Raw genomic sequence first — 23962 nt, forward strand, 5'->3', positions numbered from 1 at the left:
ACGGCAACCTTATAATCAGATTAACTTAGCGTTAAGGATATTAAGAAACCGTAAAGCCGGAGGCACCGCTGCGCTCACGGTTCCGTTACGACCGCCTATCCACAAAAAAGCCGGCGAGGATAAGGCACCCGCCGGCTTTCTTTGTACAATACCAATGATCAGCCGATTGCGGCTGTGACCGTGAACTCGACCTTGTATTTCGGCGCGGCAAGCTTTGCCTCGCTGGTGGCGCGGGCCGGCGTGTTGGCCGGATCGACCCAGGCCTCCCAGGCAGCGTTCATCTCGGCGAAATACGACATGTCCGACAGATAAATCAGCGTCTGCAGGATCTTGGACTTGTCGGTGCCGGCAGCCGCCAGCAGGCGGTCGACTTCGGCCAGCGCGTATTTGCACTGTTCGGTAACGGTTTCGCCCTCGCCGACCTGGCCAGCGAGATATACGGTGTTACCGTGGACGACTGCGCCGCTCATGCGGGCGCCGGGGTCGATGCGCTTGATGCTCATGTGGTTCTCCTGATGGTGGTCGAATTCTATGGTCGTGATGCCGCAGGGCGCGGCACCGGCAGGCATGTCCGCAGGGTGCGGATTACATGCGCATATGCTTGGTCTTTTCGTAGATCGCCGTCGAGCGCGCGCCGGAGCGGCAGTAGCCGAGCATCGGGCGCGGAAACTCGTCCAGCGCATCCATCATGCTGCTGACCGCCTCCTCGGTGACGCCCATCGGGCCGACCGGCACATGCGCGACGATGAAGCCGAGTTCCTCGGCGCGCGTCGCGATATCGTCGAACAACGGCTGATCCGGGCTTTCATGGTCGGGACGATGGCAGACGATCGACTCGAAGCCCATCGCCTTGATCTCGTCGAGATCGTCGACCGATATCTGACCTGTGACCGAGTATTGGTCGTCGATCTTGCGGATATCCATAGCACATTCCTCCTTGAGACCGGTCTTTGGGATCGGCTTTCTCTGAAACGGTAACGCTGATCTACGACGCGAGGCCGCGAGCGTCAACCGCTCAGCCGGCCTCGACAAAAGCAAAGCTGAGGCCGAAATTCCGCCCCTCGCTCGGCTGCAGAATATTGAACTCGCCGGCCTCTTCGAGCTCTGCGCGTGGCAGCCACCGGTGCGACACCGGTTCGATCCCGAGCACATCGGCGGGTGCCTTCTGATTGCGCCAGACCTGTAAAAACGGCAGTGTCCCGGCTGCAATCCGCACCCGCAGCGTCTTGCCGCCAATCGCCGCAATCGGCCCGAGGGACACCTCGGAAAACGCGCCGTCCGTTGCCGGCGCCGGCACGCAGAATATGCCGCCGAGTTCCTCTCCGAAAGCCCAGGGGAAACCACCGCCTTCCAGCATTTGCCCGGTCAGGCGCACCGCGTCGTCGAACCATTTTCCACCGATGTTCATGTGATACATCAGGAACACAGGCATCGGCTCGCTGCCGGTGTTGATCACCCAGTCATCGAGGAAAACCTCGCCCGTCGCCCCGTCGATCCTCCACAAGCGCTCAAGCCGCGCTGTGCCTCCTTCGGCCGTCACCACGTCGACATCGGCCCGGCATTCCGCATCGCCCTTGTCGAAGCGGGTCCAGAGCACCCGGGCAGGCGTTGCCGAAAAGGACCCGTGCAGCGGATAGGTCCGGCCGGCATGGGGGCCGTGCATGGGCTCGCGATGGCGGATATGGTCCGGACCGCAGGTGAACAGAAAACCCTCGACCGAATGGGATATGCGCGCATCGCCATCGTCCGGAACGGCCTTGCCGGGCGCAAGGTCGATGCCATCTACGACACAGGCGCCGATATCCATCACCGACGCTTCGTCCAGGCTCAGCTTCGGCCCGTTAGTAGCTGAAAATTCGATCATCCGCAGTACCCTCCCTTGCGCCGGCGCTGCCTGCCCGCCACCGCGCGTTATAACACTGTTAACCATACCGAACGTGGCCTGCATCACGAAATCAGGAGCCGGCAACCAATCCCGCAGCGCGGCGTTACGTCGATAACCACAACGTGACGAATTTTTATCTTTTATTCAGCATGCTGCCGAAATATTCCACACTCGTGTCAAGATTGAAGTGTGTGTGGCAACCGACGACCGATCGAGGACAGACCTAACGTGAACCGATTCTTCCAGACAGGCTTATCGCTGGCCGCCGTGCTTGCTGCTTCCGTCGCGACGCTCTCGCCCGTCGAGGCGCAGCAATACTACGGAGGCCAGAACAGTGACACGGTGCTGGTCGCACCCGATGGACGCATCCTTGAGCAGATCCCGGAACAGGGCGACGTCGTGATGACGCGCGACCGCCGCGGCAACCGCGTCCTCGTCGACCGCTACGGCACCGTCATCGCAACCGAAATGCGCGCCAGCACCTATTACCCCAAGGCTCCGAGCCGCGATGGATATGGCGGCAGCGACACGAACCGTTATGGCGATACCGAACTCAGCAGCAACCGCGGCTACGGCAACGATTACGGCAACGGCCAGCCAGACGATTTCTACGGCCAGCGGGAACCCGGCGCCGTCACCGGCGGCATTCCGGGCAGCGGCTCCATAGAACGGATACCTTTGGACAACCAGGGCATTCCGGATGCCCAGGGCAATGGCGGCGGAAATGGCGACTACGCGTCGCTCAACCCCGATGACGCCCCCGCAAGACCGAGAACGGCAGAGCCCGTCATCACCCTCAAAAACAAGTCGAAGATGGAGATCACCGCGCTTGAGGTGTTCCTCGATCGCAAGGGCATTTCACCCGGTGCCATCGACGGCCGGATCGGCGGCAACGTCACCAAGGCTATCTACGCCTACCAGCAAATGACCGGCCAGCAACTCGACCCGAACAACACCGACGCGATCCTCGAGGACCTTCGCAACTCCGGCGGCATGCCGATCGTCAACTACACGATCACGCCGGCAGACGCAGCCGGACCTTACGTCGCCGAAATTCCGGAAGACTATGCCAAGAAGGCAAGCCTGACGTCGCTCGGATACACCTCCACGACCGAAATGCTCGCCGAGCGCTTCCATATGGATGAGGGTTATCTGAAAGAGATCAACCCGGGTGTGGATTTCACCGTGCCGGGTTCAACGGTTAAGGTCGTCAACATCGGCCCGCCGAAGACCGGCGAAGTCGCCCGCATCGTCGCCGACAAGGCGCGCAAGCAGGTGTTCGCCTATGACGCCAGCGGCGCACTGATATCCGCCTATCCGGCATCGATCGGCTCGACCGACACCCCCTCGCCTTCGGGGACGGTCACCGTCGAGCGCGTCGCCTTCAATCCGGGCTACACCTACAATCCGAAGATCAATTTCAAGCAGGGCGCCAACGACAAGGTGCTGGACATTCCTCCAGGCCCCAACGGTCCGGTCGGTACTGTCTGGATGGCCCTATCGAAGCCGACATATGGTATCCATGGAACGCCAGAGCCTTCCAAGATCGGCAAGTCGCAGAGCCACGGCTGCGTGCGTCTGACGAACTGGGACGCAACGGAACTGGCAAAGATGGTCAAGCCCGGCACCGTCGTCGAATTCGTCGACTAGAAAAAATCAGACACGATAAAAAGCTGCCGGACATCCCTCCGGCAGCTTTGTTATTTCAAGAGCTCTGGTTTCAGGAGTAAGCACTGCCTTCCTCGCATATTGACCAAGCGCGATAGGCAGTTCCGAAATGAAAGTTTGATGGCGGCATTGCGCCAAGAGCTGCCATACTCAATTCAACTTTTGAAAGTCGGAAAAGGGGCAGGGAGGGGACTGGCGGCTTTGAACCAATTGAGGGCAATAGCAGACATCAATCGGCATTCGGCATTGCGGTGAACGGGGCATCGTTCGGGGTGTGTCCCGGAGTCAAACATAAAAGGGAAAATCAGCACACCGCCGGCATTGGGCCTGCGTTTTGTTGAAAACTACGAGTTTCGACACCCCATCGATTGTATGTTACGTGTGCTAGTATAGGTTGCGGGCTGCTGCCATTGTCGCAAAACACCTCTAAGTAAAGCTTTGATTATGCACCAAGCTGGCCCGCCGAAAACTGTGCTTCAAACGATACTGGATTGGTCGCAAGGGCGTCCATTGTGGCAGCGAGATGCACTGCGGCGTATTGTAACGGGTGGTACACTTGATGCTGCGGCCATCGACCAAGTTTTGGACCTCTGTAAGAAAGAGCACGGCGCGCCCGATATCTCACTGATGGCCGCAGCGCTGGAAGCGGTGCATTTGCCTGCGAACCCCGGTAACGGCGCAACCATCGCATTAGTCTCCCTCGGCGATGTCGTCGGCGTGAACCAATTGGCTCCGAGGCAGACCCTTACGTTCGAACAACAGGGCCTGACAGTTGTTTACGGACCAAACGGAGCCGGCAAATCGGGATATGGGCGAGTGTTGAAGCGTGCCTGCAGGGCACGCAAAGCCGGTGAAATTATGCCCGACGCATTTTCCTTAACGATCGGCGGCAAGGCCACGGCCAGTTTTACAATCTCGCAAGACGGCGTGCAGCAGTCTGTGCTGCCATGGGAGGACAACAAGAATCCTGATCCGGTGCTTTCTGCCGTTAGCGTGTTCGACCGCGAATGCGGCGCAGTCCACATCCAGGACAAGACAGAGGTTGCCTTCCGGCCGTTCGGGCTCGACATTCCCGACGACCTCGCGGCGGTCTGCACGCAGATCAAAGTGCTGCTACAGGCCGAAGAGACCCAGTTCAAGGCGCTCCGCGATCCCGTGTTCGAGATGCCTACTTGGCGGGCGACCACAGCCGTCGGGCGTATCATGTCCAATCTCAAGCACAATACCAAGCTGGAGCCGCTGGCGACCCTCGCAGTCATGACCGATGCCGAACGGGCACGGCTCCAGCAACTCACCGAAGACCTCGCCAAAAATCCGGTTGAGGCCGCCGCCGAGCAGCACCAGTTTGCCGATGGTATCGCGAGGGTCCTGCGCTATCTCAGAAAGGTTGAGGAATACTATTCCGACGACGCTATCAACACGCTGAAATCGCTTGCAGACGATGCCAGAACCAAACGGTTTGCCGCGACGATCGCCGCGGAAAACGCCTTCAAGGACGCCACCTTCCCCGGCGTCGGCGCGGAAGTATGGCGGGAGCTATGGGAGGCGGCGCGGCACTATTCTAAGCATGTTGAGCGGCAGTTCCCGGCGGCGGAAGGTGAACACTGCATATTGTGCCATCAGCCGCTCAACGCCGAGGCCGGTGCGCGGCTGGGCGGCTTCGAGGGTTTCATCCGCGATGATACGGAAAAGCAGGCTGACGCGGCCGAGAAGGTCTATATGAATACACTCAAAGAGTTCCGGATGCGTAAACCGGATATTCGGCTAGTGGCGGACATACGCAGGCGGATTTCCATCCAGCGCGCTGATGTCGCCGCCGAGGTGCTGCGCTTTATGGCCACCGCCGATCTGCGTAGACTACAGTGTCTGCGAGACATCGAGCACAGCGTTGTCATGACACTGTCGCCGATGTCGGTGATCCCGGAAGCAGAGCTGCTGGCACTTGAAAGTGACACCCGTACCTATGCCGGCCAGTTAGAGGCGGCAGCCGATGTCGTAGGCCGTCAGATCCTGCAGGCCGAGCATGACGAGCTCGAAGACCGAGCTGCAGCTACCGCCCTTCACGCGGTCGCCACGAAGGAGGTCAAGCGGCTGGCAAAGCTCGAGCGCATTGCCAAGTGCCTGGGGCAGACCGCGACGACAACTATCACGAAACTTGGCAACGCACTTGCCGATGATATCATTACTCCCCGGATGCGTGATCGCTTCCAGAGAGAGATCATCAGGCTTGCGGCGGAAAAGGTGCGTGTTGAAGTGGTGCGTTCCGGCGGCCAGTACGGCTCGCCAAACTACCAAATCCGTCTGTTCGCAAATCCCAAGACCAAGGTGCATCTGGTGCTGAGTGAAGGCGAGCAAACCTGCGTAGCACTGGCGGCTTTCCTGACCGAGCTCGCGACAGCCACACACAAGTCCGCACTCATCTTCGACGACCCTGTGACATCGCTCGACCACCGCTGGCGCAAGAAGGTCGCGCAAAGGCTCGTGGAGGAGGCGAAGGAACGTCAAATTATTGTTTTCACCCACGACCTGGTGTTCGTGAACGATCTGAATGACAACGCCCGCGGCCAAGGCATTCCCGCCAAGCTTGCAAACCTTTCACGCGGCCCGGAAGGTACTGGTATCGTGGGCGATGGATTGCCGTGGGATCATGCTGGCGTCAAGGCGCGCTTGGACCGGCTCGAGAAAGACCAACGGGCTGCCAAGGCTCTTTATGATGCCAACGACGAGGACGGCTACCGCAGCTCCGGCGTCAGACTTTACGGTTTTCTGCGGGCCACGTGGGAGCGCGCGCTCGAGGAGATCGTTTTCGCAGGTGTGCTGATGCGGCACCGGGATTACATTGATACCAAGCATTTGAAGAAGGTCACCGCGCTTTTGGAGACGGATACGGAAGCGTTCCGAGCAGCGTTTAAGAAATGCAGCGACATCATCGAGGCGCATGATCCGTCGCGCGTTCGTAATGAGGAGCCACCGCCACCTTCGGAGATCTCGGACGATATTAAGGCCCTAAAGGACTGGGCCGACGCTCTTCGTATTCGGCAGAATGCAGTAGCATAGTCATTCTGAGGCCCGCGTAGGAAACATGGCGCGGCAGCGAGGCTATGCCCGCTCTCGGGCGCGTGCCACTACAACATCTACGACTGCCATGAAGGCGCGAGGCCGACGTTGGCTTAGCGCCTCCTCGATGGCTGCTTCGGGCCGACAGCAGACTTCAGCCGTTTGTTCGTCCAGAATAATTCCACGGCATCGGCGGCGCTGACCGCTCAACCGTCTGGCAAAGCGAGCCTCCGGATCGAGCCCAGGCAGTTCAGCCTCGATCCAATACAGCTCTGCAAGCCACTTAACGACTGAGCCGTTGCGGGTCGTCTCGACCAGCTCGCGCCAGGCGTGCGCCCTGCAATACGCAAGCCGGATGTCCGGGCCACCGCGCTCTGGGACTGTCTGTTTTTCAGGCCGCGCGGGACATCAGTCTATGGGCTGCGATGCGGGCTGAGGAGGTGAGCCGGACGGGCAATTTCGCCAGCATCTCCTCGGCGAACTCGCTGGCATTGTGACGCGCCTTTTCAAGGTTGCTGACCCTGGCCGGATCGAGCGTCTGCAGCGTGCCGCCGACGTCGAAGATATCGCGGAAGGCCGAGCGTTCGACGATCGGCGTTTCCAGCACCGATACCTGACGCTGGTTGAGCAGCGTCTTGACGGTCTGCAGGGCACGGGTCGTCACCATTGAATTGACGCGAGTGAGCACCACGGAGTGATCGATGTGGATGCTTCCCTTCTGTGCCAGGTATTGCAAAAGTTCCAGCACCTGCGCGCCGCCGCGAGCATCCATGGCGCAGCCCTGGATCGGGATCAGCACGTGGTCCGACAGGCCGATAGCCGTTGCCAGCAGCGGAGTGCGCGTGCCCGGCAGGTCGATGATGAAATAATCGGTCGATGCCTGGTTCTCGCGGATATGCAGCGGCAGCGACGTGGCGGTGACGAAGTCGATAACGGAGATGTTGGCAACCGGCCCGGACATCTCGCTCCAATGCGAAATCCAGTGCTGCGGATCGGCATCGAGAATGGTGACGCGGTAGCCTCTGCGAGCCAGTTCGGTCGAAAGCAGCAGAACCGCAGTGGTTTTACCGGCGCCGCCCTTGGTATTGGCAAATGTGATGACTGGCATGGTATGTCCTAGGCAAAGGGAGCTTCACCATCGCTCCGGCTTGCACCGGGGGGTCATGGTGCGTTTAACCATCCTTTCGAATTATGGTTAACAAAGTACAAACGTCGCCACCCTCATTTCATGCGGACATTCTCATAATCACGTCGGAACAGCGATATAAAGCTGCGAGACCGGGAGCGCTTTCGCCTCCCCCGGCCGTCGTCTGTGTTCGCTGCAACGGCTAGAAGCAATCGCGAAACAGCGTCTTGGTGTTTTCCAGCGTCAGCGGAACAGGATTGCCCCCGGCACTCGGATCTTCGATCGCCATCGCTGCGAGATCGTCGATCCGGTCGCTTGCGATCCCCATTTTGGTGAGGTTATCCGGGACACCGAGATCGGCCCGCAGTTGCAGCACATAGTCGTAAAACCCGTCGAACCCGCCGGGAATTCCAAGATAGGCAGCAGCCCGGGCGATCTTCTCCTCGATCGGCTTCCTGTTGAAGCGCAGCACAGCCGGCATGACGACCGCGTTGGTCATGCCGTGGTGGGTATTGTAGACGGCGCCGATCGGGTGGGAAAGCGCGTGGATGGCGCCAAGCCCTTTCTGGAAGGCGACCGCACCCATGGCGGCAGCCGCCATCATGTTGGCGCGGGCCTCGAGATCGGTGCCCTCCCTGACTGCGCGCGGCAGGAACTCCTTCACCAGCCGCATGCCCTCGAGCGCGATACCGGCCGACATCGGATGATAGAAGGGCGAGGAGTAAGCCTCGAGGCAATGGGCAAAGGCATCCATGCCCGTGCCAACGGTGATGATCTTCGGCATCCCGACCGTCAGTTCCGGGTCGGAAATGACGACGCCGGGCAGGAACTTCGGGTGGAAGATGATCTTTTTGACATGCGTCACCGAATTGGTGATGACGCTGGCCCGGCCAACTTCCGAGCCCGTGCCCGCTGTGGTGGGCACCGCAACGATGGGCGCGATACCGTCGACGTTGGCGCGCGTCCACCAGTCGCCAATATCCTCGAAATCCCAGACCGGGCGCGTCTGCGCCACCATGAAGGCGACGCACTTGCCGAGATCGAGGCCAGAGCCACCACCGAAGGCGACGACACCATCATGGCCACCATCCTTGAAGGCCTTGACGCCGGCTTCCAGGTTTTTCTCGTTCGGGTTCGGGTCGACTTCGGCAAACATCGCCCGCCCGAGGCCCGCTTCTTCCAGAATGTCGAGAGCCGTCTTGGTGATCGCCATAGTCGCGAGACCACGGTCGGTAATGAACAGCGGCTTCTTCATTCCGAGGCTCTTGCAGGCCTCGGCCAGCTCCGAAATACGGCCACGGCCGAGCTTCAGGGAGGTCGGATAGCTCCAGTTGGCAGTAATCGCGCTCATGCTGTCACCTTCTTCAGATGGTAGGATTTGGGACGTGTCAGATTGTGGAAGCCAAGTACGGACAGCGAGCCGCCACGACCCGTTTGCTTGACGCCGGTCCAGCAAAGCGCAGGATCGAGATAGTCGGCGCGGTTCATGAACACGGTGCCGGTCTCGATCTCGCGGCCAAGCCGGGCTGCCCGATCCGAATCCTGCGTCCAGAGCGACACCGTCAGCCCGTACTGGCTGTCGTTCATCAGTTCGAGCGCTTCGGCGTCGCTTTTCACCTTCATGATACCGACCGCCGGACCGAAGGTTTCCTCGCGCATGAACGCCATGGAGTGATCGACATCGACGAGGATCTGCGGCGCGAGATAGGCACCTCCGTCATCGGCCGGAAACAGTTTCGGGTCGACCAGCGCCTTCGCACCCTTGCCGACGGCATCTGCAATCTGTTCGCGGACAACCTTGGCAAACCGCTTGTGCGCCATCGGCCCGAGCGTCGTTTCCGGGTCGAGCGGGTTGCCAAGCTTGTAGTTCGATACCCAGGCAACGGATTTTTCGACGAAGGCATCATAGAGGGTTTCGTTGACGTAGATGCGCTCGATCCCGCAGCAGCACTGGCCGGAATTGAAGGTGGCCCCGTCCATCAGCGTGTCGACAGCCGCGTCCAGATCGGCGTCCTCCATCACGTAGCCCGGATCCTTGCCGCCAAGCTCCAGGCCAAGCCCGGTGAAGGTGCCGGCCGCAGCCCGCTCGACGGCGCGACCGCCTGCGACCGAACCGGTGAAATTGATGAAATTGAAGCTGCCTTCGGAGATCAACGCGTCGGCGATATCGTGCTCGAGAAAGACATTCTGGAACACATCGGCAGGCACGCCAGCCTCGACAAAGGCCTGCACCATGCGCTCGCCGACCAACAGCGTCTGGGCCGCATGCTTCAGGATGATGACATTGCCGGCCATCAGTGCCGGGGCAATCGTGTTGATCGCCGTCATGTAGGGGTAGTTCCAGGGCGCGATGACGAAGACCACGCCGTGCGCCTCGCGCTCGATGCGGCGTTCGAAGGTTACACTGTCCTCGACCACCAGCGGCGCAAGCGCGTCGGCTGCAATCGCCGCGACATAGTTCGAGCGTTCGTTGAAGCCGCGGAACTCGCCGCCATACTTGATCGGCCGTCCCATCTGCCAGGCCAGTTCCGGCACCACGTCATCGACCATCTCGTTCAGCCGCGCCACGCCCTTCATCACCAGTTGCACGCGGTCTTCAAGCGGCCGCCGCGCCCAGTCCTTCTGCGCCTTGCGGGCGCGGGCGACAGCCTCCCTCGCCTCCTCCAGCGACAGGCCGGGTCGCTCGGCATAGACCTCGCCGTTAACCGGCGAAATGCATTGAATCATGCTCATTCTCTCTGCTCCAAAAGGCTCAACAAGCCAATGTCTTGACGTGACCGGCGGCACCATAGGCTAGGATCGCACGGTCGCGGGTGATGATTGTCAGGTCGTGTTCGCGGGCGGTCGTCTGGCATGGCCAAGTGCCGCAAGGGCAAGTGGCAACAGCGATTCATTCCGAGCGCCGTCGATGTGTCCCATGACGGCCTTCAAAGATCGAGGGCAAGCCTAGCATAGTGCCTCTAAGGCAACAACAACCCACAACCATTGCGATTATCTCACGCCCGCTCGAACCCCCTCGCCACCTCCCAGTCCGTGACGCGCCGGTCAAAATCCTCCTGCTCCCATTCACCTGCGCGGGTATAGTGGTCGATGACATCGTCGCCGAGGGCTGCGCGCAACATCTTCGATTGCGTCATGGCAACCGTGGCCTCCCGCAAGGTCCGGGGGACTTCGCGCACGTCGCGGGCTGCGTAGGCGTCGCCGACAAACGCCGGCTCCAGCGCCATCTTTTTCTCGATCCCGTCAATGCCTGCCGCAAGTAGGGCCGCGAAGGCGAGGTAGGGATTGAGGTCCGAGCCTCCGACGCGGCATTCGATGCGGATGGCCTTGCTGTCGGCGCCGCAAAGACGATAGCCGGCCGTCCGGTTATCTGTGCTCCAGACGGCTTTGGTCGGCGCAAAAGTGCCCGCCACGAAGCGCTTGTAGGAGTTGATGTAGGGCGCCAGGAAATAGGTGATCTCGCCGGCATGGGCGAGTTGGCCGGCAATGTAATGCTGCATCAGGGACGACATGCCGTGCTCGGCCTTTTCGTCGAAGAACAATGGCGTCTTGCCATCGGCGCTCCACAGCGACTGGTGGACGTGCGACGAACTGCCGGCAGATGCGGCGCTCCATTTTGCAAGGAAGGTGATGGACTTGCCCTGGGACCAGGCGATCTCCTTGCAGCCGTTCTTGATGATGACGTGGCGGTCCGCCATGGTCAGCGCGTCGGCATAACGGACATTGATCTCTTCCTGCCCGGCCGATGCTTCTCCCTTGGAATTTTCGACCGGGATGCCGGCGCCCTGCAGGCCCTTGCGGATAGCGCGCATGACGCCTTCTTCCTTGGTCGTCTGGAAGATGTGGTAGTCTTCGTTATAGGCGCTGGCGAGCGGCAGGTTGCGATATCCGGATGCCTGCGCCTGCTCGTAGCTCTGGTCGAACAGAAAGAATTCCAGCTCGGTCGCCATGAAGGCCTTCATGCCCATCGCTTCGAGCCGTGCCACCTGCTTCTTAAGAATAGCGCGTGGCGAATGCGGCACGTCGGCATGGGTGTGGTGGTCGAGAACGTCGCAAAGCACCAGCGCCGTGCCCTCCAGCCACGGAATGCGGCGAAGGGTCGAAAGATCCGGCTTCATGGTGTAGTCGCCATAGCCCTTTTCCCAGCTTGTCGACGCATAGCCGGAGACGGTTTCCATCTCCATGTCGGTCGCCAGCAGGTAATTGCAGCTGTGCGTTTCCTTCCAGGCACTCTCGAGAAAAAACTCGGCCTGGAACCGCTTGCCCATCAGCCTGCCCTGCATATCCACCTGGCATGCGAGAACCGTGTCGATGCGCCCTTCGGCCACATCCTTCTTCAAATCGTCAAACGTATAGATGCTGCTCATAAAATCCGCCCTGACCCTTTAAATTCTGCGATCTCGTCGGTCTTGCGCCCGACGCCCCTGCCGACCGCCCTGTCGAGGAGCCGCCCGAAGGCGACCCCTCATGGCTCTATATCGCTCAGATTTCCCCGACTGCCTTCTCGGCAGCAGCAATGCTTGCCGCGCGACGGGCGACTTCCTCGCCGATCGGTGGCCCCTTGAAGCGCCGGTTCTCGAAGACCAGCCAGACGAGGGCCGTCAGCACGAGAAAGCCGACGGTGATGTAGAGTGCCCAGTCGTTCGGCGGCTGTACACCGATAACGAACATCACCACCATCGAGATCAGCGCCAGCACCGCCACGACGCGGAACAAGGTCGGACCGATGCTCCATGGACCCATTTTCGGCCATTTCGGCGTGCCGTAGGCGAGAAGGCCGAGGCCGATCGGAACGGCGAAAGAGAGAAACAGGAAGATGACAGTGCAAGACACGACGATGGCATAGGCCGAGGATTCGCCGATGGTGATCACCGAGGTGAGCCATACAAACAGCACCGACAGGATCGATCCCGTCCAGATCGCCGCAACCGGCGTGCGGAACTTGGGGCTAACCTTGGCAAGCGTGCTGGAGCCCGGAAGGCCCTTGTCACGCGAGAACGCATAGATCATCCGCGACACGGATGTCACTGTCGCCAGACCGCAGAGGAACTGCGATACGAAGATGGCGATGTAGAGGAGGATCTTGACCGTCGGGTTGACCTGGCTGTCCATCGCCCAGAAAAACACGTTCCAGCCCTGCTTGGCAGCATCTTCCATGTTGGGCAGCACCAGAACGAAGGCGCACAGCATGATGTAGCCTATGACCGAGGCCCAGACTGCGGCAGAGACCATGCCCTTCGGCACCGAGACGGATGCCTTCACGGTTTCTTCCGACGTATGGGCCGAGGCGTCGTAGCCGGTGATGGTGTAGATCGGCAGCAGCAGACCGAGCGCAAAGACCCAGGCACCCGAAACGGCCGGCCAGACCGGCGGCCCGCTCTGTGTTCCGTCCGCAGCCATCGTCGCCAATCCGGAATAATTGGTGAAGGTGAACAACCGCGAGAACTCGTAGGATGGTGCGCAGATCAGGCACACCACTGTCAGCGCCAGAGCCGCGCCGAGGATGAGGTAGCCGGACATGTCCGTGAGCTTGGCGGTGAGCCCGATACCCATGTGGTTGACCAGCGCCATGATGGCGGTGATCACGGCGACGAAGGTGATACGAACCACCACCGTATCCTCCATGCCGAAATAGGTGCCAAACGCACCGAAGAAGAAGTAATAAGTGCCGACATTGATGGCACCCAGAACGGTGATCAGGCCGAGCAGGTTCAGCCAGGCGGACAGCCAGCCTGTGAAGCGGTTGCCGAGGATGGAGCCCCAGTGATAGAGGCCACCGGCTGTCGGATAGGCCGACGATATCTGTGCCAGAGCCAGCGCAAAGAAGATCGACATCAGGCAACCGACCGGCCAGCCGATGCCGATGGCGATGCCGCCTGCGCCGGACGTCGCCTGCGCCAGCGAATTGATACCCCCCGACATGATGCAGATAATGGAAAATGAAATCGCGAAATTCGAGAACGAACTCATCCGTCGCTCGAGCTCCTGGGCGTAGCCCATGGAGTGCAGGATGCCGACATCCTGCTTCTTATCCAATTCGGTATAATCCGACATGTGAAACGTCCCCTTCAACCGAAAGTCCGCGGAATTGCGGACCGTCCCCATTTATGGCGTGGCAAATATGTTGCCCCGCCTGCCGCAGTTTGACTGTTCCCCGGGGTCTTTATTGTTCAGGCGTCCAGGCTACGCTGGATCAGCCCTGTCAGATAATCGGCCATGACCCCTTGGCCGACATCATCCACGATCAGGTCGTTGCGGACCTCGATCATGACATTCTTCAAATGGTTCGATACGCCGTGTAGTTGCAACGTGTGGGTAACCCCGTGTTGCGGCCCGTAGGGCTGGTTTCGCTCCGTTCGATAGAGCGGCGCTTCGCCTGCCAGCGCCAGCATGCGGTTCGCCAGCCGGTCATCCGTATCGTGCAGGATGCCGAGTTCGACCTCGCGGTACCGGCCGTCATAAATCGGCGTGAAACTATGAATTGTGACAATGACGCTGGCCATCCCCAGCGCCGTCCGGCGCAAGAGTAAATCGCGGATACGTTGATGAAACGGCACATACAGTGCTTCGGTCCGCGCCCTGCGCTCCTCGCTATCCAGCTGGCGATTGCCCGGAATATCATAGATTTCGCTCACCTCCGGCATGGCTGCGGGAGACTCCGGCGGACGGTTGCAATCGTAAATCAGCCGCGAAAAGCGCTGGTAGACCAAAGACGCATCGAGATTGCGTGACAGTCCCCTCGCAACCGCCAAAGCACCCGGATCCCAAGCGATGTGGCTGTTCCGCGCTTCTTCGGACAGGCCGAGATCGCCAAACCGCTCCGGCAACCGGGAGGATGCGTGCTCGCAGATCACCACGACCGGGCTGCGACCATCTGGTCGCTCGACGGCAACACATTCCCCTTCTTGTTCGCTCAGCACAGCCTGATGCATCAGCATCCCGGCCCTCCACCCAAAGTTTAACAAAACCTTCACAGAAAAGAATTCTTCAGCTTATGGCGAGTGTCAACCGTAAACTGAAATTATCTCTTCAATTTAGACATTGACTCAATATGTGACAGCGTTGTTTAAAGTGTCATGGAGACAGGCAAAGACCGTCCCTGGGGGCTAAAACAGAGTGATCAACGCATCGAAAACCGTGGCTGACGTTATCCATGCCCATTTCGATGGGCTGACGCGGGCCGAGAAGCAACTGGCGGAAAGCCTGCTGGACAATTACCCTGTCTCGGGCTTGGGAAGCATCACCACGGTTGCAGAAAATGCACGCGTCTCGACGCCGACTGTTGCACGCATGGTGCAGAAACTCGGTTTCAAGGGCTATCCGGAATTCCAGTCCCATCTGCACCAGGAGGTCGAGGCAACGATCTCCAATCCGCTGACAAAACGTGGGCGCTGGGCAAGCAATGCGCCCGGCACGCATATTCTCAATCGCTTCGCCGATGCCATCAGCGCCAACCTGCGCCAGACGCTCACCGATCTCGATACCGCCACCTTCGACAGCGTTGTCTCCCTGCTTTGCGAGAGCCGCCGTGAGCTTTATTTCGTCGGTGGACGCATCACCGGCGCACTGGCAGAATACTTTTTCACGCACATGCAGGTGATCCGCGCCAACACGACGCTGCTATCCGCCAATTCGAGTTCATGGCCGCAATATGTGCTCAACATGAACCCCGGCGACCTGCTCATCATCTTCGACATCAGGCGCTATGAGCTTGAAATGGTGAGCCTGGCGGCCGCCGCCCGCCGACGAGGCGCCGAGATTATCGTCTTCACGGACCAGTGGGCCTCGCCCGCCTCCAAACACGCAAAACATACCTTCCGCGTCCAGATCGAGGCGCCGTCCGCCTGGGATTCCTCTGTGGTGACACTGTTCATCGTCGAGGCTCTCATCGAGGCTGTCCAGAACTCGACCTGGGACGAGACGAGCGAGCGCATGAAGACACTGGAAGGCCTGTTCGAACAGACCAAGCTCTTTCGTAAAATCGGCTAGAGGAGAAGAAAAAAGGTCGGCAACACGACCACGCCGAAAACCGCTGATGCTATCGATATTCGAGCGCAGGGAGACGCGCCGACATCCCGGCAATTTCCCGCTAATCGGGTGCAAAACAACCGTCACACAAGCTTCACGCAATGTCATTAACAGCTTCGCCAGACACTGAAGATCAAGGAGAACAACAGTGACCAGATCTATTCATCGCCTCCTTTCGCTCTCGACCGCAATCGTCATGGCGTCCACCGCCATAGCCTCTGCCGCGCCGAGCGACGACCTCATTGCAGCCGCCAAAAAAGAAGGCTCGCTGACCACGATCGCCCTGCCGCACGACTGGTGCGGCTACGGCGACGTCATCGCAGGCTTCAAGGCCAAGTACGGCCTGACCGTCAACGAACTGAACCCGAACGCAGGTTCCGGCGACGAAATCGAAGCCATCAAGGCCAACAAGGGCAACAAGGGCCCACAGGCCCCTGATGTCATCGACGTAGGCCTGTCCTTTGGTCCATCCGCCAAGAAGGACGGCCTGCTGCAGCCTTACAAGGTTTCCACATGGGACTCGATCCCTGACAGCGCCAAGGATTCCGAAGGCTACTGGTACGGCGATTACTACGGCGTTCTGGCCATCGGCGTGAACAAGGACGTCGTCAAGGAAAGCCCGAAGAGCTTTGCCGATCTGACGGACTCCAAATATGCCAACGCAGTTGCCATGCCTGGCGACCCGCGCACCGGCAACAGCTCGATGATGACCGTTTACGCGGCCGGCACGGCCAAGGGCGGCAAGGGCGGCGCTGAAACAGCCAAGCTCGGCACTGCATTCATGAAGGACCTCAAGGCCAGCGGTAACCTGGTACCGGTCAACGGCAACGCCCAGAACATGGCGCAGGGCACCACGCCGGTCCTGTTCGACTGGGACTACAATGTCCTTGCCATGCGCGACAAGCTCGCCGGCAACCCGCCGATGGATGTCATCGTACCATCTGACGCCGTCATCGCCGGTGTCTACGTTCAGGCGATCTCCGCATTTGCGCCTCACCCGAACGCTGCCAAGCTCTGGATGGAATACCTTTATTCGGACGAAGGTCAGGTCGGCTGGCTGAAGGGCTATTGCCACCCGATCCGCTTCACCGACATGGCGACCCGCAAGGTCATCCCGCAGGCACTGCTCGACAAGATGCCAGCAGCTGAAGGCTATGCAAAGGCCATCTTCCCGACCCTCGAGGAACAGTCCGCAGCCAAGGCTGTCGTTGCTTCCGATTGGTCCAAGGAAATGGGCGCCAAGTAATCGGATCGATAATCTCGCGCGGATGCCGGCACCAGCCGGCATCCGTTTTCATTACTTGCTTCAAGGGTGTTGTGCATGAGTGTCGCGAATAACGCCTCCAGGTCACCGCCGGGATCGCCTGCGAAGGCGCCGACCGCCCGCCGGACTGGAGCCATCAACTGGGACTGGCTTGGCGTTGCGCCGTTCTTCCTGTTCGCTCTCTTCTTTCTGATCGCACCCGTTCTCTACCTGGTCACCGGCGCATTCGAGAATTCGGCCGGCGGATTTACATTCGACAATTTCATTGCGCTGACCTCCCCGACCATTCTTTCCGCGTATTCCCTCTCGCTGCGCCTCAGCCTCGTCGCCGCTGCGCTCGGTGCGGTTGCCGGCTTGCTTCTCGGATATGCCGTGGTGCTCGGCGGGCTGCCCCCCTGGGTACGCACCGCGTTCATGACGTTTTCCGGGGTGGCCTCCAATTTTGCGGGCATTCCGCTCGCCTTCGCCTTTATCGCGACGCTCGGCCGCCTTGGTCTGGTAACCGTGTTTCTGCGGAACGTCTTCGGTTTCAACCTCTATGGATCGGGCTTCAGTCTCTTCTCGTTCGCGGGCCTAGCGATCACCTATCTTTACTTCCAGCTGCCGCTGATGCTGCTGATTATCACACCTGCGCTCGATGGCCTTAAGTCGGAATGGCGGGAGGCTGCGGAAATTCTCGGAGCAGACCGCAGGCAATACTGGCAGATGATCGCGCTACCCGTGTTGATGCCGTCCATTCTGGGCTGCTTCCTGCTGCTGTTCGCCAATGCCTTCGGCACCCTCGTCACTGTCTACGCCCTCACCGGATCGAGCTTCGGGGTCGTTCCGATCGTCCTCTACCAGCAGATCCAGGGCAACGTGCTCTACAATCCCAACCTCGGCTACGCGCTGGCGGTCGGCATGGTTGTCATCATGGGGATCAGCAACACGCTGTATCTCGTGCTTCGCAACAAAGCCGAGAGGTGGCGCCAGTGACCAAGCGTTTCCCCATCGTCTCGACGTTCATCGTGATCGTTGCAGCATCCTATTTCCTGATACCGCTCTATGCGACCTTCCAGTTCTCGCTGCAGATGCTACGCGGACAATGGAGCTTTGCAGCCTACCGGTCGGTATTTTCGAGCGAGAAATTCCTGGCGACCCTCGGCTTCTCGGCCACCGCATCCCTGCTTGCCATCATAGCCGGCGCCCTCATCGTCGTTCCGACCGCCTACTGGGTACGCCTGAAACTGCCGAAAATCCGCCCGATGATCGAGTTCATCTCGCTGATGCCGTTGATCATTCCGCCTGTGGTTCTGGTGTTCGGATATATCCGGCTGTTCGGCTCCAATTCGTTCCTGCCCCTGACGATGTCGGAAACGGGAACGAACGTGCTGCTGGTCATCGGCTATGTCGTGCTGTCCCTGCCCTACATGTTCCGGGCCGTCGACAACGGCATGGCGGCCATCGACATTAAGACGCTGACGGAAGCCGCCGAAAGTCTCGGCGCATCCCGCTTGCGCACTGTCGCCCAGGTGATTTTCCCGAATATCCGGTCCGCCATCCTGTCCGGGGCCTTCCTGACATTTTCCATCTCGCTCGGCGAGTTCGTGCTCGCCAGCCTGCTGAACAGGCCGGCCTTCGGTCCGTACCTTGTGCAGACCGGGCAGGATCGCGCCTATGAACCAGCAGCACTCGCCATCATGTCTTTCGGGATCATCTGGTTCTGCATGGTGCTGATGCAGTTGTTTGCCACGAAAAGACCGGGACAGCGCTGGTTGCCGCGCCTGTCACAAAAAACTGCAAGGAGTGTAGAGCCATGAGCTTCCTCAGGATCGATTCGGTCAGCAAGAGTTTCGGCCCGAACACCGTTGTCAAAGATTTCAACATGGGCATCGAAAAGGGTGAGTTCGTCTCGTTCCTCGGCCCGTCCGGCTGCGGCAAGACGACGGTTCTGCGGATGATCGCCGGCTTCGAGACGCCGACTTCGGGCTCGATCCTGATCGGCGGCAAGGAACAGCGGGACCTGAAGCCGAACAAGCGCAACATCGGCATGGTCTTCCAGGCCTACGCCCTGTTCCCCAACATGTCGGTTTTCGACAATGTCGCCTTCGGCCTGAAAGTCGCCGGCGCGCCAAAAGCGGAAATCGAAAGCCGCGTCAAGGAAATGCTGTCGCTGATCAGGCTCGATCATCTGGCCGACCGCTTCCCCTACCAGATGTCCGGCGGCCAGCAGCAGCGCGTGGCGCTTGCCCGCGCGCTTGCCGTCAAGCCGCAGGTGCTGCTGCTCGACGAACCGCTGTCGGCGCTGGACGCCAAGATCCGCGTGTCGCTGCGCGAGGAAATCCGCCTCATCCAGCAGAAACTCGGCATCACCACCGTCTTCGTCACCCACGACCAGGAAGAGGCTCTCTCGATCTCCGACCGCATCGTCGTCATGAACGCCGGCCGCGCTGACCAGATCGGTACGCCCTTCGAGATCTACAATCACCCGGCAACGCGCTTCGTCGCCTCCTTCGTCGGGACGCTGAACCTGATCGAGGCGAAGGTCGTCGATCCCGCCACCAACCGTATCTCGATCGGCGACCAGGGCGTGACGCTGAAACAGTCGGTTACCGCCTTCAAGGCAGGCGACACGGTGTCGCTGGCGTTGCGGCCGGAGGCGGGATCGCTGTCCGAAGGTGCCAAGGGCGATACCTCGCTCACCGGCGATGTCACCTCGGCACATTTTCTGGGCTCGGTCATCCGCACCCGCATGAATGTCTGCGGCAACACGATTTCCTTCGACATGTTCAACGCTCCCGGCAAGATGCCGCCGGCCGTCGGCGAACGCGTCACCCTGCGCTTTGCCGCGGAAGACCTGCTGGTCATCAACGACTGATCTCCCTGTCAAGATACAGTGTTCACAAACGCCGGGTATTTCCCGGCGTTTTTGCTTTGATTTCTGTGTTGCAGCGCGGCATATTGACTATGTTCTCAGGGCGGGGTGCAATTCCCCACCGGCGGTATCAGGATCTGCGCGAATGCAGCGAATGGAGCCCGCGAGCGCCTTTCGCCGAAGAAAGCGGAAGGGTCAGCAGATCCGGTGCGATGCCGGAGCCGACGGTCATAGTCCGGATGGAAGAGAGCAGGCCTGATCGACGACCTTTCCGCGCGAAAGGTCTCGGGATCGGGCGTGTTCGCCCAAGGGATATTTGAAACCCTTGAAAGGCAAAACAGAACCATGACCATCTCCACACTACCGCAAAAAGGCAAGATCGCCCTCGTCCGCGCCCGCTGGCACGCCGAAATCGTCGATCAATGCATAGACAGCTTCATCGCCGAATGGAGCAAATACGACGATCGCGGCGCGGCCGCCGTCGAGGTCTTCGATGTGCCGGGCGCGCTCGAAATCCCGTTGCACGTCCAGACACTGGCCCGCACAGGCCGCTACTCCGCCGTGGTCGCCGCCGCCTTCGTCGTCGATGGTGGCATCTACCGCCACGATTTCGTGGCAGGCAGCGTGCTCGACGCGCTGATGCGGGTGCAGCTCGATACGGGCGTCCCCGTTCTCTCCGTCGTCCTGACGCCGCATCACTTCCAGGATACCGAGGCGCATCTCGGCTTCTTCAAGGAACACTTCGTGGTCAAGGGCCGGGAGGCAGCCAGCGCCTGCCAGCACATCCTCAGCGAACGCGCCCGCTTGATGACCTTTGCGGCCTGATGACAACAGGCGGCGTGCACTTCGCGCCGCCACGTCTGCCGGGATCATCGATCCGGATACAGCCTATCCCGGGGCTCGATGGCCGTGACACCAAATACCGCTTGAAATGCCCGCCGCGATCCCGCATGCAACCTGTGGAGTTGAGGCCCGAACATTTCAGCAGAGTGCATTGCCATGTCCCCCATGATGACGCCAGCAGCGGCGCCCCGCCGCCTGACCGCCCAGGATTTTCGAACGCTGGGCCTCGCAGCCCTCGGCGGTGCGCTGGAATTCTACGATTTCATCATCTTCGTCTTTTTCGCCACCGTCATCGGCAAGCTGTTCTTCCCGCCCGACCTGCCCGACTGGCTGGTGCTGATCCAGACATTCGGCATCTTCGCAGCCGGCTATCTGGTACGCCCCATTGGCGGCATCGTGCTCGCCCATTTCGGCGATCTATACGGTCGCAAGCGAGTGTTCGCCTTCTCGCTGCTGCTGATGGCGCTGTCGACGCTCGGCATGGCCGCCATGCCCACCTATGCATCCATCGGCATTGCCGCTCCCATCCTACTCGTCTGCCTGCGTATCCTGCAGGGGGCTGCCATCGGCGGCGAAGTGCCGGGCGCCTGGACTTTCGTCGCCGAGCACGTTCCCTTCCGTCGCGTCGGCTTTGCCTGCGGCTTCCTCTGCTCCGGCCTGACGCTGGGCATCCTGCTCGGCTCGTTCATCGCCGCTATCATCAACACGGTCTTTACTCCTGATGAAGTCGCCTCATATGCCTGGCGCATCCCCTTCCTGATCGGTGGCATCTTCGGCCTGATCGCCGTCTACCTGCGCCGCTGGCTGCACGAAACGCCAATCTTTGCCGATATGAAGAAAAGCCGGGCGCTGGTATCGGAACTGCCGCTGAAAGCGGTGCTGCGCGACTATCCGAGGGGCATTGTCATCTCGATGCTGCTGACCTGGATCCTGTCGGCCGGCATCATCGTCACCACGCTGATGACCGCCACCTTCCTGCAGAAGCTCTACCACTACACCGCCCAGCAATCGCTGGCCGCCACCAGCTTCGGCACGCTCTTCCTGATCGTCGGCACGGCAGCCGCCGGCGCCATTGTCGACCGTATCGGCTCCGGTAAATTCTTCACCGTCGCCAGCCTGTTCTTCGGCGCCGCCACCTTCGTCTTCTACAGCTACGCCGCCACCTCCCTGACAGTCATGTTCATCCTCTACGCGGTGATGGGACTGTCTGTCGGCCTCGTCGGCGCCGTTCCCTATGTCATGGTCCGCGCCTTCCCGGCCCGCGTCCGCTTCACCGGCCTGTCCTTCTCCTACAATGTCGCCTACGCGATCTTCGGCGGCCTCACGCCCATCGCGGTCAGCACGCTGCTGGCCATCAATCCGATGGCGCATGCCTATTACCTCCTCTTCATCGCCGCCCTCGCCTTCTGCCTCGGGCTCTACCTGATGGCCAAGGGCGATGAGATCGAAGCGCAAGCCGGCATCGAGGAACTGACGACGCGGCTGGCAGCAGGTTCCTAGACACCTTCAACGACCGTCCGGAGACAGCCAATGATCACCTGCCACCTCCGCTACATCATCGACGCCTACAAGATTGCGGAATTCGAGGACTATGCACGGCGGTGGATCCCCATCGTCAACCGCATGGGCGGCACCCATCACGGCTACTTCCTGCCCTCCGAAGGCGCCAGCAACGTCGCCGTGGCACTCTTCTCCTTCCCGAGCTTCACAGCCTACGAAGCCTACCGCAACAGCATGGCCGCAGACGCAGAATGCCAGGCGACGCTCGAACTTGAGGCGAAAAACCGCAGTATCATCAGCTACGAACGCAGCTTCATGCGGCCGGTGTTGGGGTAGCGACTGCGGGGCTGGCGATGAAGCTGATGCCGATAGCCACGAACTCCGGTCACCTAGCCAGGCTCGCGCCTTGCGAGGGTATGGAAGTGGGAACAAGTACCACCCTACTTCCCGCATTCGGGTGCTCGTCACAGGAATCCTGTACGCCAAGTCCTTAGACGCAATAGACTTTTTTACAAAACTGCGGAGAGTCCTCTCACCGCGCAGACGCGCGGTGGCTGGATTCCTGTGACGAGCACAGGAAAGAGGGAAACCGTGTGGCCTGAAAATGAAATTCATCGCCTAACGGGCTGCACGTTCATCCTTGCCGAAACGATGCATCTGCCCCCGGTTCCGCGTCGCGCACGGTATCGCGTCGGAGGGCGTAACAGCGAGGGAAACTGGTGTAATATCCGCCCCCTACCGCATCGCCTTGTCGTCCTCGCCGAACCGGTGCATGTGGGCCGGGTCTGGTGTGGCAAAAACCGTCTCGTCCGGCGCATAGGGATGCTCGCCGAAGAGGCGGACCGTCAGCAGGCCGGTCTGGTCGGTTTCGAGGTAGAGGATAGTGTCGGCGCCGAGGTGCTCGACGTGGACGACCTTGGCAGGCCAGGTGCCGCTCTCGCGCGACAGGGTGATGTGCTCGGGCCGGACGCCGATGGTTTTTGCGCTTTCGCCGAGCTTGGCGCCCGGGATCATGTTCATCTGGGGCGAGCCGATGAAGCTGCCGACGAAGACGTTGGCGGGGCGATTGTAGAGCTCCATCGGGGTGCCGACCTGCTCGATGGTTCCGGCATTCAGCACGACGATGCGGTCGGCAAGCGTCATGGCCTCGACCTGGTCGTGGGTAACATAGATCATCGTCGCCTTCAGGCTGCGGTGAAGACGGGCGATCTCGAGCCGCGTCTGGACGCGCAGCGCCGCATCGAGATTGGACAGCGGCTCGTCAAACAGGAAAAGCGCCGGTTCGCGGACGATGGCACGGCCGATGGCAACGCGCTGGCGCTGGCCGCCGGAGAGTTCCGCCGGACGACGGGCCAGATAGGGCTCGAGGGAGAGCATGCCGGATGCCTTGGCAACCCGCTCCTCTATCGCGGCCTTCGGGGTGCCCGCCTGTTTCAGCCCAAGGCCCATATTGTCCTTTACCGTCAGGTGCGGGTAAAGCGCGTAGGATTGAAACACCATGGCGATGCCACGCTTGGCCGGCGGGGTCGTGGTGACGTCGACTCCGTTGATGATCACCGTTCCATCAGTCACGTCCTCGAGGCCGGCGATGCTGCGCAGCAAGGTCGACTTGCCGCAGCCGGACGGGCCGACGAAGATGACGAATTCGCCGTCCTTGACCTCGAGGTCGATGCCCTTCAGCACCTCATGGGTGCCATAGGCCTTTCGGATGGATTTCAGTTGAAGCGATCCCAAAGC

Annotated in this window: 20 protein-coding genes and 1 riboswitch; of the genes, 10 read left to right on the forward strand and 10 right to left on the reverse strand. The window is 60.5% G+C overall.

Translation table 11 applies throughout. The features are described 5' to 3' along the window. Positions 1-158 precede the first annotated feature (158 nt). From J5274_RS15270 to J5274_RS15280, 3 genes are all read right to left on the reverse strand, one after another. Positions 159-503 (reverse strand): RidA family protein, encoded by a 345-nt coding sequence (locus J5274_RS15270; protein WP_111223016.1) that lies wholly within the window; start codon positions 501-503, stop codon positions 159-161. Positions 504-585: 82 nt separating this feature from the next. Next, positions 586-924 (reverse strand): beta-lactamase hydrolase domain-containing protein, encoded by a 339-nt coding sequence (locus J5274_RS15275; protein ID WP_142823227.1) that lies wholly within the window; start codon positions 922-924, stop codon positions 586-588. 91 nt (positions 925-1015) lie between these two features. Beyond that, complete coding sequence (locus J5274_RS15280; protein ID WP_142823228.1) at positions 1016-1864, reverse strand: DUF4432 family protein; 849 nt, start codon at positions 1862-1864, stop codon at positions 1016-1018. Between the two features lie 249 nt (positions 1865-2113). Between J5274_RS15280 and J5274_RS15285 the strand changes: the two genes are divergently transcribed. Beyond that, a complete protein-coding gene (locus tag J5274_RS15285; RefSeq protein ID WP_142823229.1) occupies positions 2114-3535 on the forward strand; it encodes a L,D-transpeptidase in 1422 nt (473 codons plus the stop codon). 528 nt (positions 3536-4063) lie between these two features. Further along, positions 4064-6610 carry an AAA family ATPase gene (locus J5274_RS15290; protein WP_224127731.1) on the forward strand — a complete coding sequence of 849 codons (2547 nt, stop codon included), beginning with the start codon at positions 4064-4066 and terminating at the stop codon, positions 6608-6610. Positions 6611-7001: 391 nt separating this feature from the next. Here J5274_RS15290 and J5274_RS15295 read toward each other — a convergent pair whose 3' ends face one another. The 6 genes from J5274_RS15295 to J5274_RS15320 form a co-directional block, all read right to left on the reverse strand. Then, on the reverse strand, positions 7002-7718 hold the full coding sequence (locus tag J5274_RS15295) for a ParA family protein (protein ID WP_142823231.1): 717 nt from the start codon (positions 7716-7718) through the stop codon (positions 7002-7004). A gap of 220 nt (positions 7719-7938) precedes the next feature. Next, positions 7939-9087, reverse strand: a complete 1149-nt coding sequence (locus J5274_RS15300; RefSeq protein ID WP_142823232.1) for an iron-containing alcohol dehydrogenase — start codon at positions 9085-9087, stop codon at positions 7939-7941. After that, on the reverse strand, positions 9084-10469 hold the full coding sequence (locus J5274_RS15305; protein WP_142823233.1) for an aldehyde dehydrogenase family protein: 1386 nt from the start codon (positions 10467-10469) through the stop codon (positions 9084-9086). The genes J5274_RS15300 and J5274_RS15305 overlap by 4 nt, the downstream gene beginning before the upstream one ends. A gap of 263 nt (positions 10470-10732) precedes the next feature. After that, positions 10733-12103, reverse strand: a complete 1371-nt coding sequence (locus tag J5274_RS15310) for a glutamine synthetase family protein (protein WP_142823234.1) — start codon at positions 12101-12103, stop codon at positions 10733-10735. 115 nt (positions 12104-12218) lie between these two features. Then, complete coding sequence (locus J5274_RS15315) at positions 12219-13790, reverse strand: amino acid permease (RefSeq protein WP_142823235.1); 1572 nt, start codon at positions 13788-13790, stop codon at positions 12219-12221. A 116-nt stretch (positions 13791-13906) separates the two neighbouring features. Next, a complete protein-coding gene (locus tag J5274_RS15320; protein ID WP_142823236.1) occupies positions 13907-14674 on the reverse strand; it encodes an N-formylglutamate amidohydrolase in 768 nt (255 codons plus the stop codon). 178 nt (positions 14675-14852) lie between these two features. Between J5274_RS15320 and J5274_RS15325 the strand changes: the two genes are divergently transcribed. From J5274_RS15325 to J5274_RS15360, 8 genes are all read left to right on the forward strand, one after another. Next, positions 14853-15725 carry a MurR/RpiR family transcriptional regulator gene (locus J5274_RS15325; RefSeq protein WP_111222809.1) on the forward strand — a complete coding sequence of 291 codons (873 nt, stop codon included), beginning with the start codon at positions 14853-14855 and terminating at the stop codon, positions 15723-15725. Between the two features lie 187 nt (positions 15726-15912). Continuing rightward, complete coding sequence (locus J5274_RS15330) at positions 15913-17010, forward strand: ABC transporter substrate-binding protein (RefSeq protein ID WP_142823237.1); 1098 nt, start codon at positions 15913-15915, stop codon at positions 17008-17010. A gap of 75 nt (positions 17011-17085) precedes the next feature. Then, positions 17086-18003: an ABC transporter permease subunit gene (locus J5274_RS15335; RefSeq protein ID WP_142823238.1), complete on the forward strand. Its 918-nt coding sequence runs from the start codon at positions 17086-17088 to the stop codon at positions 18001-18003. After that, positions 18000-18827 carry an ABC transporter permease gene (locus J5274_RS15340; protein ID WP_111222807.1) on the forward strand — a complete coding sequence of 276 codons (828 nt, stop codon included), beginning with the start codon at positions 18000-18002 and terminating at the stop codon, positions 18825-18827. The genes J5274_RS15335 and J5274_RS15340 overlap by 4 nt, the downstream gene beginning before the upstream one ends. Beyond that, positions 18824-19885, forward strand: a complete 1062-nt coding sequence (locus J5274_RS15345; RefSeq protein WP_142823239.1) for an ABC transporter ATP-binding protein — start codon at positions 18824-18826, stop codon at positions 19883-19885. Before J5274_RS15340 ends, J5274_RS15345 begins: the two co-directional genes overlap by 4 nt. Before the next feature lie 87 nt (positions 19886-19972). Next, positions 19973-20137, forward strand: a riboswitch (FMN riboswitch). Positions 20138-20227: 90 nt separating this feature from the next. Next, positions 20228-20707 (forward strand): 6,7-dimethyl-8-ribityllumazine synthase, encoded by a 480-nt coding sequence (locus J5274_RS15350; RefSeq protein ID WP_111222805.1) that lies wholly within the window; start codon positions 20228-20230, stop codon positions 20705-20707. Positions 20708-20881: 174 nt separating this feature from the next. Beyond that, positions 20882-22225: an MFS transporter gene (locus tag J5274_RS15355; protein WP_142823240.1), complete on the forward strand. Its 1344-nt coding sequence runs from the start codon at positions 20882-20884 to the stop codon at positions 22223-22225. Between the two features lie 30 nt (positions 22226-22255). After that, positions 22256-22561, forward strand: coding sequence for an NIPSNAP family protein (locus tag J5274_RS15360; protein ID WP_142823241.1), 306 nt, complete (start codon positions 22256-22258; stop codon positions 22559-22561). A 399-nt stretch (positions 22562-22960) separates the two neighbouring features. On the opposite strand, the gene J5274_RS15365 is transcribed toward J5274_RS15360, so the two are convergent. Beyond that, the gene (locus J5274_RS15365) at positions 22961-23959 is read right to left on the reverse strand and encodes an ABC transporter ATP-binding protein (RefSeq protein ID WP_142823242.1); all 999 of its coding nucleotides are present in this window, start codon (positions 23957-23959) and stop codon (positions 22961-22963) included. Between the last annotated feature and the right edge of the window lie 3 nt (positions 23960-23962).

Source organism: Rhizobium sp. L51/94 (assembly GCF_019355555.1).
Classification (GTDB): Bacteria; Pseudomonadota; Alphaproteobacteria; order Rhizobiales; family Rhizobiaceae; genus Rhizobium; species Rhizobium rhododendri.